Source organism: Brucella sp. MAB-22 (assembly GCF_025908475.1).
Taxonomy (GTDB): domain Bacteria; phylum Pseudomonadota; class Alphaproteobacteria; order Rhizobiales; family Rhizobiaceae; genus Brucella; species Brucella anthropi.
Genome location: NZ_CP109781.1, coordinates 23,621 through 36,950 on the forward strand (window position 1 = coordinate 23,621; position 13,330 = coordinate 36,950).

Sequence of the window (13,330 nt, forward strand, 5' to 3'; positions counted from 1 at the left end):
ATGGCAGATAATGTTTCCGATCAGCAGGATAGCCGGTCTTGAAGCGAACTCCAAAACAGGTCTCCGGTCAGCCCGGAAGCAACAGCCGCTGCTTCCATGACGGAGCAGCGAATTTCCCCATTTGGTGCGACGGAAAACGCAAGCTTTCCGCCCTCTCCGCACCCTCAAGCATGATACCTACAGACCTATAGCGGGTCGGAAGATGAAGGCAGCTCCTTGCTGTCCTGCGTTCTGTCGCGATGGATCACGGCGCGGCTGAGCAGCATGAGCGTTACCGGCGTTGTGACGACCACAAAGACGGTAATCAGCACTTCATGCAGAATCGGCTTCGATTGCAAGATGGAGAAAAATATGATCGAAGCGATCAAGATTCCGCCAGCACCAAACGACGAGCCAAGCGTGGGGGCGTGAACACGCTCGTAAAAGCTTTTGAAGCGGACGAGTCCGATGCATCCAACGAGTGTCAGGAAGGCGCCGGAGACCAGAAAAAACGCAATGATCACAGCGGCCCATACGGGAAGTTCACCTGCATTGATCACTCAATCACCTCCCCGCGCATGAGGAATTTTGAAAGCGCCACGGTGGCAACGAAACCCAGAAGAGCGATAATCAGCGCCGTCTCGAAATAAATGATGCTGCCCGTGCGTATGCCGAACGTGATCAGGAGAAGCAGCGCGTTGAGGTAGAGCGCATCGGCCGCAAGAATGCGATCCTGCGCACGCGGGCCTACAAGCAGCCGATAAACCACACAAGCCAGAGCGCCAAGAAGCATCAGCTGAGAAGCAAGCAGGGACCAGAAGATGATGACTGCACTCATGCGGATTTCTCCTCTTCCATGACGTCTGCCGCTCCGAATATCTTGATGAGCGGCTGCTCATATCTTCCCTTGATCGTGTCCCGCCACGCCTGCGCATCATCCAGATCGAGTACGTGGATGGTCAGTTCGTGCCTTGCAGCGTTGTAATCCACCCAGGCCGTGCCCGGCGTCGCTGTAATTATGCAGGCGAGAACGGCGAGAGCGGTCCGGTTTTCCAGATCGAGCTGGATAACGACAAAGCCCGGACGCCGCTTGCGCTTGCGTGACAGAATGATGCCAGCCACCGCGATATTGGATTGCAGGATGTCGTAGCTCATGGTGCCGAACAGCAAGAGCATCGTCGGGATGGAACGAATATGGTTCTTCTGCGGTTGCAGGGCCGTCATGATGAGACACGCCACGAGCGCGATGATCGCGCCAAGCAGGAGCTGTGCCCGAGTGAAGCCGTTCAAAAGCAGCCAGAACAGGAGCAACGAGGCGAACAGAAGCGGGTAAGGCAGGATCTTTTTCACTGTGCCCCCTCCGTTTCGGTGCCTGCGCGCGGCGCGTTGAGGACACTGCTGATATAGGATGCGGGATTATGCAGCGAACGCGCCGTTTCATCCATATAACGCATCGCCGGGCCGGCAGCGATTGTCAGCGCCAGACAGATCGCCAGAAGCCCCGCAATCGGAACGACTTCCCGGACCAGAACGCGTGGCACGTTGCCTTCGAGCGATGCCCAAAACGTGCGAATGCCGGTACGTGTCATCGCGATCAGTGCTGAAAGACCAGACAGCAGAAGGAGCGCGACCAAAGCCCAGCTTGCCGGACTGACTGGCATTGCGAGCTGCGGTGTCGGACTGTCGCCGTTGAAAACCGCTGCCAGAATCAGGAATTTGGCAATGAATCCAGAGAATGGCGGCAGGCCGATCAGCAATATCGCACAAATGCCGAAAAACGTTCCCAGGACGGCAAGGGTTGCGGGCAACACAGCCCCGACTTCGTCTTCGTCTTCTTCCTCCTCATCGTCACCATAGGCTTCCATGGTAACGGCGAGAACGTTTGCAGCCGCATCTTGACCGCGTTCGATCAGTTCGATCAGCAGGAAAAAAGCCGCGATGGTAAGCGTGGAACTCACCATATAGAACAGCGCGGCGCCGGTCATGGCGGTGTTACCGCTGCCAATGGCAGCCAGCAACGTGCCCGAGGATACGAGGATACTATAGCTGGCAAGACGTCCCATTGCTTGCGATGCGACCACCCCGATCAGGCCGAAGGCCAGTGTGACCATTCCACCGAAATAGAGCCAGTCATTGCCGAAACCATAGGAAGAACCGGCACCGATGCCGAACATCAGAGGCGACAGGCGCAAAAGGACGTAAATGCCGACCTTGCTCATGATGGCGAAGACCGCCGCCACCGGTGCTGCTGCTGCCGTATAGGTTGGCGCAAGCCAGAAATTGAGCGGCCACATGCCTGCCTTGACGAGGAAGGCAACGCCCAGAACCGCAGCACCTGCTTCAAGCAGCATACGATCTTCAGCTGCGACCTGCGGAATTCTCTGTGCAAGATCGGCCATATTCAAGGTGCCGGTCACGCCATAGATCAGGCTGACGCCGATCAGAAACAGAGACGACGCGACGAGATTGACGGCAATATAATGCATGCCGGCCTTTACGCGCGCCGGACCTGATCCATGCAGCGCCAGGCCGTAGGATGCCGCCAGCATCACTTCGAAGAACACGAAGAGGTTGAACAGATCACCAGTCAGAAATGCGCCGTTCAGCCCCATCAGCAAAAGCTGGAAGATTGTATGGAAATGCGGGCTGGCTTTGTGCCAGTGCGCGAGTGCGAAGCTGAGTGAAGCCATGCCGAGCAGGCTGGTCAGCACAAGCATAAGGGCCGCGAGACGATCCAGAACCAGCACGATGCCGAACGGTGCGGGCCAGTTGCCGATCAGGTAAACCAGAGCGTCAGGGGCCCTGTTGCTCGCCATGCCAGCAAGCATGATGGCAATCGCGATCAAACCCAATGTCGAGATGGAGTTGATGGCCATCTTGAGCTTGCGCTTGCGCTCATCGAACAGCAGCAAGACAGCTGCCGTGACGAGCGGCAGAATGATTGGAGCAACGATGAGGTGCGTTTTCCAGTCCAACATCAGTTCTCCTTGCCGTCCACGTGGTCCGTACGCGTCAACCCGCGCGAAGCGAGCAGCACGACAAGGAAAAGTGCGGTCATTGCGAAACCGATGACGATGGCGGTCAGTACGAGCGCCTGTGGTACCGGATCGGTATATTGTGCGGCCTGAACGTCAACACCGCTATCGAGCACCGGGGCAGCATTCGTGCGCAAGCGTCCCATCGAAAAGATGAAGAGATTGACCGCGTAGGAAATCAGCGACAGGCCGATTGCCACCTGGAAGGTACGCGGGCGGAGAATGAGCCAAACGCCGGATGCCATCAACACGCCGATTGCCAGAGCAAGAACGAGTTCCATCAGTTCTCCTCCTTCGTTGCGGCCAGCTTCTCGACACGGTGTTTACGGAGTGATTGGTGTGCGAGTGCAATCAAAACCAGCACGGTAGCGCCAACCACGAGGGTGAAGACGCCAAGATCGAACAGCAGGGCGCTGGCTGTCGGCATTTTTCCGATATGCGGTATTTCCGTATATTGGAAGAATGTGGTGAGGAACGGATAGCCGAAGAACCACGACCCCGCGCCTGTTGCCGCTGCAAACAGCAGTCCGAGCCCGATCCAGCGCAATGGCAGAATGCGTAAGCGGTCCTCGACCACGCGTGCACCAGACGCCAGATATTGCAGCAAAAATGCAATTGCGAGCGTAATACCGGCTGCGAATCCGCCGCCTGGCAGATCATGACCGCGCAGGAACAGATGCACTGCCAGCACAATGATAACCGGGAACAACCATTGCATGATGACGGACGGCACGGCCAGATAATCGGCCAGTGTTTCACCTGCCTTGCGGTCAGGCGCTGCCTCGTCATAGGCGTCCTGGATTTTCTGCTGGGCTGTCGATCCGGTTGTGTCAGGGGCAGGACGGAAACGACGCAGGAGCGCAAAAACCGTGAGGCCCACGATGCCGAGGACGGCAATTTCGCCAAACGTATCGAAAGCACGGAAGTCGACCAGAATGACGTTCACGACATTCTTGCCACCGCCGCCTGAATAGGCGTTTTCGAGGAAATAATCGCCGATGCTGCTGGGCGAAATACGCGTCATAACAGCATAGGCGATGACAGCGACCCCTGCCCCACTGCCGATTGCAAGCAACAAGTCGCGATAACGGCGGATGCGCGGACCTATCTGCACCGGGAGCGGATCAGGATCTTCCCAACGCTTCGGCAGCCAGCGAAGCCCGAGCAGCAGCAGAACAGTGGTGACGATCTCGACCAGCAACTGGGTCACAGCAAGATCGGGCGCGGACAGCCAGACGAAGGTGATGCAGGTAACGAGCCCCGCCCCTCCGAGGAGGATCAACGCCGCAAGTCGGTGGTACTTGGCCTGATAGGCTGCGCCGATAGCACAGGCACCACCAAGTATCCAAAGTCCGGCAAAAATCGGGTCCACGGGCTGGGCGCCAAGCGAACCTGACTGCAAGCCGGAAACGAAAATCGGCCAGGCAGCTGCAAGGACGGCCACCGCAACCACGATACGGAGCTGCGGCTGCAGACGACGCGTGCTGAGGAAGGATTCTGCCTTACGTGCCCAGTTCCATGACAAGGTCACGAGAACACGTTCGAAAATGCGCTGCCCTTGCAAATGCCGGAATAAGGGGGGGCCGTCTTCACTGGTGGCAAGATAGTTTTTCAGCATCCAGTGCAGAAGAATACCGCCGATCATGGCGACGATACTCATCATCAGCGGCAGGTTGAAGCCGTGCCAGACCGAGAGACTATATTCTGGCGTCGCCTTGCCCAGCACCGACAGAACAGCCGAATGCAGAAACGGTCCGATGGAAAGGCCAGGAATGATGCCGATCAACAGGCAAAGCAACACCAGAAGCTCGATGGGACGACGCATCCAGTGCGGCGGTTCGTGCGGCTCATGCGGCAGGTCATGCGGTGGTGGTCCGAAGAACGTCGAATAAATAAAGCGCACCGAATAGGCGACCGTGAAGATACCGGCAATCGTGGCGACATAGGGCGTGATCGTATCGAGCCACGACGCCATGTGCGTTTCCACCGCCTCAGCAAAGAACATTTCCTTGGAAATAAAGCCGTTGAGCAACGGTACGCCTGCCATTGCCGCACTCGCGACCATGGCGAGCGTTGCTGTATAGGGCATGGGACGCAACAGCCCGCTCAGCTTTCGCATGTCGCGCGTGCCGGTCTCATGATCGATGATGCCCGCAGCCATGAACAGCGATGCCTTGAAAATCGCATGGTTGACCATGTGAAAGATCGCGGCAACCGCAGCAAGTGGGCTGCCAAGAGAAAGCAGAACGGTAATCAGACCAAGGTTACTGATGGTCGAATAGGCAAGCAGCCCTTTGAGGTCCTGCTGGAAAACTGCGAAGAAGCTGGCAATCAGAAGCGTGATCAGCCCTGCCGAACCGACGATCCAGAACCACTCTTCTGTTCCGCTGAGAACCGGCCACAGGCGCGCCAGCAGGAAGACGCCAGCCTTCACCATGGTGGCCGAATGCAGATAGGCCGAAACGGGCGTTGGCGCTGCCATCGCATTGGGAAGCCAGAAGTGGAACGGAAACTGCGCGCTTTTCGTAAAGGCACCGAGCAGGATCAGAATGAGCGCCACGCTATAAAGCGGATGTGTCCGAACGATGTTCCCCGCTGCCAGAACTGTGTCGAGATCGTAGCTTCCGACAATATGGCCGAGGATCAGAACGCCTGCCAGCAGACAGAAACCACCGATACCCGTCACGGTCAGCGCCATACGTGCGCCGTCGCGGGCACTGGCATTATGATACCAATAGCCGATCAGCAGGAACGAGAAGATGCTGGTCAGCTCCCAGAACACGGCGAGCAATATCAGATTGCCGGATAGAACTACGCCGAGCATCGATCCCATAAAGGACAGCAGGAACGAGAAGAACCTCGGCACGGGATCTTCGGGCGACATGTAATAACGCGCATAAATGACGACCAGCAGGCCGATACCCGTGATGAGCATCGCGAAAAGCCAGGCGAAGCCATCCATTCGGAAGGTGACATTGAGGCCATAGGCCGGAAGCCATTCCACAGTGCCATGAAGCACCTTGCCGTCCGACACGATGGGATAAAGGCTGGCGGTGACAATAAAGGCAACAAGCGCAATCGCTGCCGTAAACCAGGCCGAACCGCTACGATCCGCCCCCCTGAATAAGCCGGTTATGGCGCTGCCAAGAAATGGTAGAAGGACAAGCAGGAAAAGCATTCTGCCGTCCATCGTCATGCGCCACAGGCCTCCTAGCCGAAATCAAGGTTGATCCGAAGCAGGCACCGCTCAAGAAAACAGCAACAGAATCGCTCCGGCAAGTTGTAGTGAGGAATCATATATTCCGATGGCCTTATTATGACCGGCCACGGAACATTATGGCAATAGCTTTCAATGGCTTATCGCATAGATTTGAATCATTTTATCGTTCCCTGCGCCGGAAAATCTATAATTTGTCGACTGCTGCGAACCTCGATACCTGATTGTCGACCATACTGACCTGAAAATCTTTCAGCCGGATGACACAAAACTTGCCATGAATTTTACCGCAGATGCGGCTTCATCCTTCAAGCAAAATCGCCGATAGCCGTTCGGCCTGAACACGAATGTCCGGTACGGCAGTAACCTCCCAGAACGCGCCTTTCGTAACAGGTCCGATACCGAAAAACGGACCGGATGGCTCTCCTCGCTTATTGAGAATCTGCAGATCCCGTGTGACGTCAAAACCGAGATCGAGTGGATCCGGTCGGGCCAAGCCATGTTCCATGAGACCGATCAGTGCCGCATTGCGGGTTGTCGAAAAACGTGGATTGCCGCCACGACAATCAATAACCGTCGATACCTGCAGTTTTTCGACATGCTCACTACGCCGAGGGCGATAACGGACTTCAATCTCCTCGCCTTGGTCGCGCACCGAAACCAGATGGCCTGCCGCGACTTTAAGCTGGCCGCTGTTCACGGCAGCTTCGATACGCTCTGCGACAGCCGGTGCCATGCGATGCCGGTGCACATCCCACCAAGGACGCAGATGACGGAGGAAGCTGCGGCGTTGCGACGTCGGCAGGCTCGCCCAGATGTGTTGTGTATGCGGACGCAGACCATCCATCACGCCACGCCAGCCGGAACCGGTTTTTTCCGCTTCCGTCATCATGGCACGCACGTGCTGCACAAGCTTGGAAAGGCCCAGCGATAGCGGGAGATCGTCTGCCTCGACCGGGAAAGCTTGCGCAGGGGCATGAACCGCAGGAAGAAGCCCACGGCGCGAGATCGCATAGATTTCCGCACGATGCCCGTTGTCGAGCAGCGACAGGACGCTGTCGATCATCGACAGACCTGTGCCGAATATAGTCACCGGCGCATCTGTCGGCACATCGAAATAGCCATTGCTCGACCAGTATTCCGTAACGTGATTGCCGGATTTCGCGATGGCGGCCTCATTTCCCGTGGCCACAATCACCGCATCGGCAATGAACGTGTCTCCTGTCTCAGCGGTAACGGCTGCTCTGCCGTCCTTCAGCGCGACATCGACGACGCCGGTCTTTTCAACCTTCAAACGTGTATCATCGTCAGAAAGATAAGGCGCGATAAGATGCTTCAGATAGGAGCGGTAGAGTTTGCGTGGTGCAAAACTGTGTGGCTCCCACAAATGGCCGGGAGCGGCAATGTCGCTCGACTGCAACCAGTTCAGGAAATGATCCGGCTGATCGGGATATGCGCTCATATTGCTGGCGCGGACATTGAGAAGATGGCTCGGATTTTCCGTCGCGTATGCGATGCCTGCCCCTAATTGACCTGAACGCTCGAAAATCCGCACGGTCGAATCTGGTGAGCGCCGAAGCAATTGTGCAGCCAGGATGATGCCGCTTGCGCCCGCTCCGATGATAATGAATGACTTCAAACTATCGTGACCTCGTCCCTTTTCACGACAACGATAAGAAAAGCGCGTCGTCAAACTATCGTTTTTAAATCCCACTGTTTTAGTTAGATTCCGATAAACAATCGCTCTTGTAAACCCCATAAAGCTGGGATGTTGCGCTGTTCAGATGCCTGCAGGGCGCGGATAGCACATGGACGCAACGATCAAAACGTAAACAGTAAAACCCGGCTAACAACGGATCGTTGACAGTGTGTTTCAGAAACACGGGCTGGCTTCGACAGCCAAAATAACAATATTTCCCTCAACATCATTCATGAGGTTGTCTTGAAAATCCCAAGCCAGACAGCCTGTTGGACCGCTGAAACACAGGACAGAATAATGAACAATTCCCTGCTGAATTCCATCAAGAAGCGCCGCACACAGTACGCTCTGGGCAAGTCCCTTCCGCTGTCGAATGAAGACACCGCCGAGCTGATCCGTGAAGCGGTCAAGCACACGCCGTCTTCGTTTAATTCGCAGAGCTCGCGCGCTGTGATCCTGTTTGACGCCGAGAGCGACAGGCTGTGGAACATCGTGAAGGAAACACTTCACCAGATCGTCCCTGCCGACGCTTTCGCCCAGACCGAAGCCAAAATCGACAGCTTCTCCGCCGGTGCAGGCACGGTTCTGTTCTATGAAGACCAGAACGTCGTTAAGGGTCTTCAGGAAAACTTCCCGCTTTACGCTGACAACTTCCCCGTCTGGTCTGAACAGTCGGGCGGTATGGCGCAACATTCGGTCTGGACCGCGCTCGCCAACGCCGGCATTGGTGCCAGCCTTCAGCACTACAACCCGCTGATCGACCACGAAGTCGCCAAGGCTTGGGACGTTCCGGCTTCGTGGAAGCTCCGCGCACAGATGCCGTTCGGCTCGAACGAACAGCCTTTTGCTGAAAAGGCTTTCATGGACGATGGCGACCGCTTCAAAGTGTTCTTCTAATCGCCTGATTGTACTGTATGAATTGAGCCGGGGGAATTTTCCTCCGGCTTTTGCATTTCCGCGGAAAAATATTTCATCAGACCGTTGTCCCCTCCCCAAAAGCTGGCTGTAATGGAGAAGCTTTGAAGAGAGTCGCGAACAAAGCGACAGGCTCTTGAAGCTTCATCAATGCAGGGCTGCGATTGCGCAACATATGCGTATTGCACAGCCCGGAGGGGAAGTTGCATGACGACCGTAATACTGTCACTCATTCAGAATAACTCGAAGGCAGACCATACAAGATATGGCCTTGCACGAAAGCTGCTGCGCGCATCGATTCCAGCCGCACTGGCATTCACGCTCTTTCTATCGGCATCACCCAAGGCAGTGGAAGCAGCTACACCGACTGACACGCTCGTCATTGCCATGAGCATAGATGACGTCATTTCGCTCGACCCGGCGGAAATCTTCGAGATCACGACGTCTGAAGTGCTCACCAGCACCTATGAACGCCTCGTCACGACTGACACCAAAGACCCGACGAAGATCATCCCCCAGATTGCCGAAAGCTGGGCCTTTTCCGATGACGGTAAGTCGATCACGTTCAAAATCCGCAAGGGCCTAAAATTCGCCTCCGGCAACCCGCTGACGGCACACGACGCCGCTTATTCGCTGCAGCGCGCGATCAAGCTCGACAAGAGCCCGGCCTTCATTCTCAGCCAGTTCGGTCTCACTCGCGATAATGCCGATCAGAATATTGTTGCCACCGACGACGAAACGCTTGTGTTCACGACCGGCAAGGCGTTTGCGCCAAGCTTCGTCCTGAACTGTCTGACATCCAGCGTTGCGTCGATTGTCGACAGCAAGTTGGTCAAGGAGCATGAGCAGAAGGCAGAGAAGACCAAGGATTTTCCTTACGAAACCGATTTCGGTTATGAATGGCTGAAGACCAATTACGCCGGTTCCGGTCCTTTCGCATTGAAGCAATGGCGCGCAAATGAAGTCCTGCTTCTGGAGCGCAACGAAAATTATAGCGATGCAAAACCTGCAATGAAGCGCGTTATCTATCGCCACGTGAAAGAAGGCGTTTCGCAGCGCCTGCTCTTGCAGGCGGGCGACATCGACATTGCACGCAATCTGGAACCTGGCGATATCGAGGAATTGAGCAAGGATCAGAAATACCATGTCATCAACGCCCCGAAGGGGCGCGTCTATTATCTGGTCGCCAACCAGAATGTACCTGAACTCGCAAAGCCCGAAGTCCGGCAGGCACTGAAATACCTGGTCGATTACGATACGATAGAAGCGAAGCTCATCAAGGGTATCGGTCGCACGCACCAGTCCTTCCTGCCACTCGGCATGTTCGGTGCTGTCGGCGACAAGCCATTCACCTACGACGTCGATAAAGCCAAGGAACTTCTCGCCAAAGCTGGCCTCAAGGACGGTTTCAAGGTGACGCTCGATGTACGTAACAGCCAGCCATTCGTCGGCATAGCGGAAAGCATTCAGCAGACGATGGGTAAGGCAGGCGTTCAGGTGGAAATCCTGCAGGGTGACGGCAAGCTGACCACCACCAAGGTTCGCGCACGCAAGCACCAGTTGGCGCTGGGTATATGGGGACCGGATTATTGGGATCCGCATACCAATGCGGTCACGTTCACCAACAATCCAAACAATGGCGAAGATGTCTCGATGCGCACCAACGCCTGGCAGGCGCATTGGGAAATTCCGGAACTGACGGCGGAAACAATGGCTGCTGTTGAAGAGCGCGATACAGCCAAACGTGAGAAGATGTATCATGATCTTCAAAAGAAGTTTCAGGAAACAAGCCCGTTCGCGATCATCTATCAGCAGATTGAAACGGCTGTGACGGGTCCGAATGTGCACGATTTCAACATGGTGGCCGATGCCAACTATGTTCAGACCGTAACGAAGGACTGATGCGATACGAAAAGGCCGGGCAAAGTGCCCGGCCTTTTTACTCGTCGTCGAAACTGAACGGCGGCAATTTTTCCAACGCGGATTTTAGCGCTTCCGACCAGCTTTCCGATACGGTCTGATAATAAGGATCCGTGGCCTCGAACCGTCTGCGAGCGCCAGTTTCAAAACTGTCCGCTTCATAAATCTGCATGTCGAGCGGAAGCCCAACTGAAAGGTTGGCTTTCAGTGTGGAATCGAACGAAACCAGCAGCAGCTTCACCGCTTCCTCGAAACTCATCTGCTCCTGATAAGCGCGCACGAGGATCGGTTTTCCATATTTGTTCTCGCCAATCTGGAAAAAAGGCGTATCGGCCGAGCTCTCGATAAAATTGCCTTCGGGATAGATATAGAAAAGGCGCGATTGTCCGCCCTTGATCTGTCCGCCGAGAATGAACGATGCGCCGAAAGCATCGGCATTCTGTCCACCGGTAGCGGAGTTCTGGATCACTTCCTTGACGGTGTCACCGACAAGACGCGCAACCTGAAACATGGAAGGCGCGTCGAAAACCGAGGGGTGCCTGTCTGCCGGAGCTTTCATCCGTTCTTCCAGAAGACTTGCAACGGCTTGCGTTGTCGCGAGGTTTCCCGCCGAAAGCAGAACAATCACGCGCTCGCCGGGCTCTGACCAGCTTCGCATTTTTGAGAAGACAGAAATATTGTCGAGCCCGGCATTCGTCCGTGTATCGGACATGAACACAAGGCCACGATCGATTTTCATTCCAACACAATAGGTCATAAGCAATATCCGGCAGGCAACTCGCTATCCAGAAAGATCACTGCCCTACATTGATGTGAACCGCAAGGCTTTCCACCGTGCCGCCCAGACGAACGCCGGAAATCGGGGCCGCATCACGATAGTCGAGGCCGGTTGCAATCCGCACGTAACGGTCATTCGGGCAAATATTGTTGGCGGCATCGAACCCCACCCATCCCAGGCCATCGATATGGGCTTCAGCCCATGCGTGACTTGCGGTCTGTTCTTCCACACCTTCCATCATCAGATATCCCGATACGTATCGCGCCGGAATGCCGATCAATCGGGCTGTGGAAAGGAAAACATGCGTGTGATCCTGGCAAACGCCCTTCCCACTTTCCAGAGCGCTTTCAGCATCCGTTGAAACGCTCGTCGTCCCCGGCATATAGGCGACCGCCTTGTGGATGGTGTTCATCAGATCGTGCATCAGGGCAAGCCGTTCCTGCCCGGTCGTGAGATCAGCTGCCAGCGCCTTGATGCGTTCGCCCGGCGCAGTCAGCGGCGTCTCGCGCTCGAAGAGCCAGAGCGGCGCATAACCATAGACTGATCCAAGCACTCCGGCCCGGTCTTCCATCTCGACGCTGCCGCTGGCGGTTATGACAATTTCATTGATATTGCGAGAATGCTGGACCAGATCGGTCTTGTTGCCGAAGCCGTCGACATAGGAAACCTCCGGCTCACCGCCTTCGATTTTTAACTCCCAGTGCTTGACCATCTGGCCCGGCACCGTTGGCGGACGCAGCCGCAACCTTTGCACCGCATAAGGAACCGGATGCTCATAGCGATAATGTGAAACGTGCCGGATGTTGAGCAGCAAGCGAAGACCTCAATAGAAATTATAGGTTTCAGCAATCTCGTTGCCGAGCCGGTTGTTGCGAGTGATGAATTCGGTCAGAAACTCATGCAAGCCCACATCGAAGATCGCGGATATGTCCTGATTTTGCAGGCTTGCATAGATTTTGTCCGCTGTCGCGTGGCAGGCAGCACGATTGCCATAATCTTTCGACAGGTAATCCAGATGTTCGGCGATGCTGCGATAGCAGTAATGGAGCGAACGCGGCATACGGCCATTCAGGATCAGGTAATCCGCAACCTGTGCCGGACGGTAGTCACCGTCATAGACCCAGCGATAGGAACGATGCGCAGATACCGATCGCAGGATCGATTCCCATTGATAATTGTCCAGCGTCGTGCCGACATAGGATATCGCAGGCAGCAGGACATAATATTTCACATCGAGAATACGAGCCGTATTATCAGCGCGTTCGATGAAAGTACCAAGGCTTGCGAAGTCGAAGATTTCGTTGCGCAGCATCGTGCCATGGAAAGAGCCGCGAATGAGCGCCGTCTCGCGCTTGATCTGGTCGAGAAGCTGCGGAAGGTCACTTTCCTTCAACGGCTTACACAGCGACTTTTTCAGTGACATCCATGCTTCGTTGACGCTTTCCCACGCCTCGCGTGTCAGCGCCGTGCGCACCATGCGGGCATTGGAACGCGCGGTTTCAATGCAGGTCATCACGCTTGATGGATTGTCTGCATCGCGCAGCAGGAAGTCCGCAACATTGGCGGCGTTATAGACGTCGTATTTTGCAGAGAAGCCCTGACTTGCACCCGCTGAAACCGCGACCGAAGACCACTCCTCCGGTGCGTCAGACGTTTTCGTCAGCGCCATGCGAAGCCCCGCATCGACGAGACGTGCCATGTTTTCGGCACGCTCTATGTAGCGGAACATCCAGTAAAGTCCGTTTGCCGTACGGCCAAGAAGCATAAATCATTCCCCTTTTCGCGCC

Annotated in this window: 12 protein-coding genes; 2 read left to right on the plus strand and 10 right to left on the minus strand. The window is 55.6% G+C overall.

The features are described 5' to 3' along the window. Positions 1–185: 185 nt before the first annotated feature. The 7 genes from mnhG to OHI65_RS00135 all read right to left on the minus strand — a co-directional run bounded on the left by mnhG (position 186) and on the right by OHI65_RS00135 (position 7,870). Complete coding sequence (mnhG, locus tag OHI65_RS00105) at positions 186–539, minus strand: monovalent cation/H(+) antiporter subunit G (RefSeq protein ID WP_010658734.1); 354 nt, start codon at positions 537–539, stop codon at positions 186–188. Continuing rightward, positions 536–817 (minus strand): K+/H+ antiporter subunit F, encoded by a 282-nt coding sequence (locus tag OHI65_RS00110; protein ID WP_125300629.1) that lies wholly within the window; start codon positions 815–817, stop codon positions 536–538. Before OHI65_RS00110 ends, mnhG begins: the two co-directional genes overlap by 4 nt. Further along, a complete protein-coding gene (locus OHI65_RS00115) occupies positions 814–1,329 on the minus strand; it encodes a Na+/H+ antiporter subunit E (protein ID WP_010658732.1) in 516 nt (171 codons plus the stop codon). Before OHI65_RS00115 ends, OHI65_RS00110 begins: the two co-directional genes overlap by 4 nt. Next, positions 1,326–2,954 carry a monovalent cation/H+ antiporter subunit D gene (locus OHI65_RS00120; protein WP_040128694.1) on the minus strand — a complete coding sequence of 543 codons (1,629 nt, stop codon included), beginning with the start codon at positions 2,952–2,954 and terminating at the stop codon, positions 1,326–1,328. The genes OHI65_RS00115 and OHI65_RS00120 overlap by 4 nt, the downstream gene beginning before the upstream one ends. Before the next feature lie 2 nt (positions 2,955–2,956). Then, positions 2,957–3,295 (minus strand): Na+/H+ antiporter subunit C, encoded by a 339-nt coding sequence (locus OHI65_RS00125; protein WP_010658730.1) that lies wholly within the window; start codon positions 3,293–3,295, stop codon positions 2,957–2,959. After that, a complete protein-coding gene (locus OHI65_RS00130) occupies positions 3,295–6,210 on the minus strand; it encodes a monovalent cation/H+ antiporter subunit A (RefSeq protein ID WP_010658729.1) in 2,916 nt (971 codons plus the stop codon). Before OHI65_RS00130 ends, OHI65_RS00125 begins: the two co-directional genes overlap by 1 nt. A gap of 322 nt (positions 6,211–6,532) precedes the next feature. Continuing rightward, the gene (locus OHI65_RS00135) at positions 6,533–7,870 is read right to left on the minus strand and encodes an FAD/NAD(P)-binding protein (RefSeq protein ID WP_125300630.1); all 1,338 of its coding nucleotides are present in this window, start codon (positions 7,868–7,870) and stop codon (positions 6,533–6,535) included. Between the two features lie 357 nt (positions 7,871–8,227). On the opposite strand from OHI65_RS00135, the gene OHI65_RS00140 reads away from it, so the two are divergent. Both OHI65_RS00140 and OHI65_RS00145 read left to right on the plus strand, forming a co-directional pair. Beyond that, positions 8,228–8,827 carry a nitroreductase family protein gene (locus tag OHI65_RS00140; protein ID WP_125300631.1) on the plus strand — a complete coding sequence of 200 codons (600 nt, stop codon included), beginning with the start codon at positions 8,228–8,230 and terminating at the stop codon, positions 8,825–8,827. A gap of 225 nt (positions 8,828–9,052) precedes the next feature. Beyond that, positions 9,053–10,747 carry an ABC transporter substrate-binding protein gene (locus tag OHI65_RS00145; RefSeq protein ID WP_125300632.1) on the plus strand — a complete coding sequence of 565 codons (1,695 nt, stop codon included), beginning with the start codon at positions 9,053–9,055 and terminating at the stop codon, positions 10,745–10,747. A 37-nt stretch (positions 10,748–10,784) separates the two neighbouring features. Here the strand turns inward: OHI65_RS00145 and OHI65_RS00150 are convergent, their stop codons facing one another. Genes OHI65_RS00150 through OHI65_RS00160 form a run of 3 tightly spaced genes read right to left on the minus strand, consistent with a single transcriptional unit; the run spans position 10,785 to position 13,308 of the window. After that, positions 10,785–11,522, minus strand: coding sequence for a proteasome-type protease (locus tag OHI65_RS00150; protein ID WP_125300633.1), 738 nt, complete (start codon positions 11,520–11,522; stop codon positions 10,785–10,787). A gap of 37 nt (positions 11,523–11,559) precedes the next feature. Next, on the minus strand, positions 11,560–12,357 hold the full coding sequence (locus OHI65_RS00155) for a transglutaminase family protein (RefSeq protein ID WP_012092932.1): 798 nt from the start codon (positions 12,355–12,357) through the stop codon (positions 11,560–11,562). Between the two features lie 9 nt (positions 12,358–12,366). Beyond that, positions 12,367–13,308 carry an alpha-E domain-containing protein gene (locus OHI65_RS00160; protein WP_010658723.1) on the minus strand — a complete coding sequence of 314 codons (942 nt, stop codon included), beginning with the start codon at positions 13,306–13,308 and terminating at the stop codon, positions 12,367–12,369. Positions 13,309–13,330 lie beyond the last annotated feature (22 nt).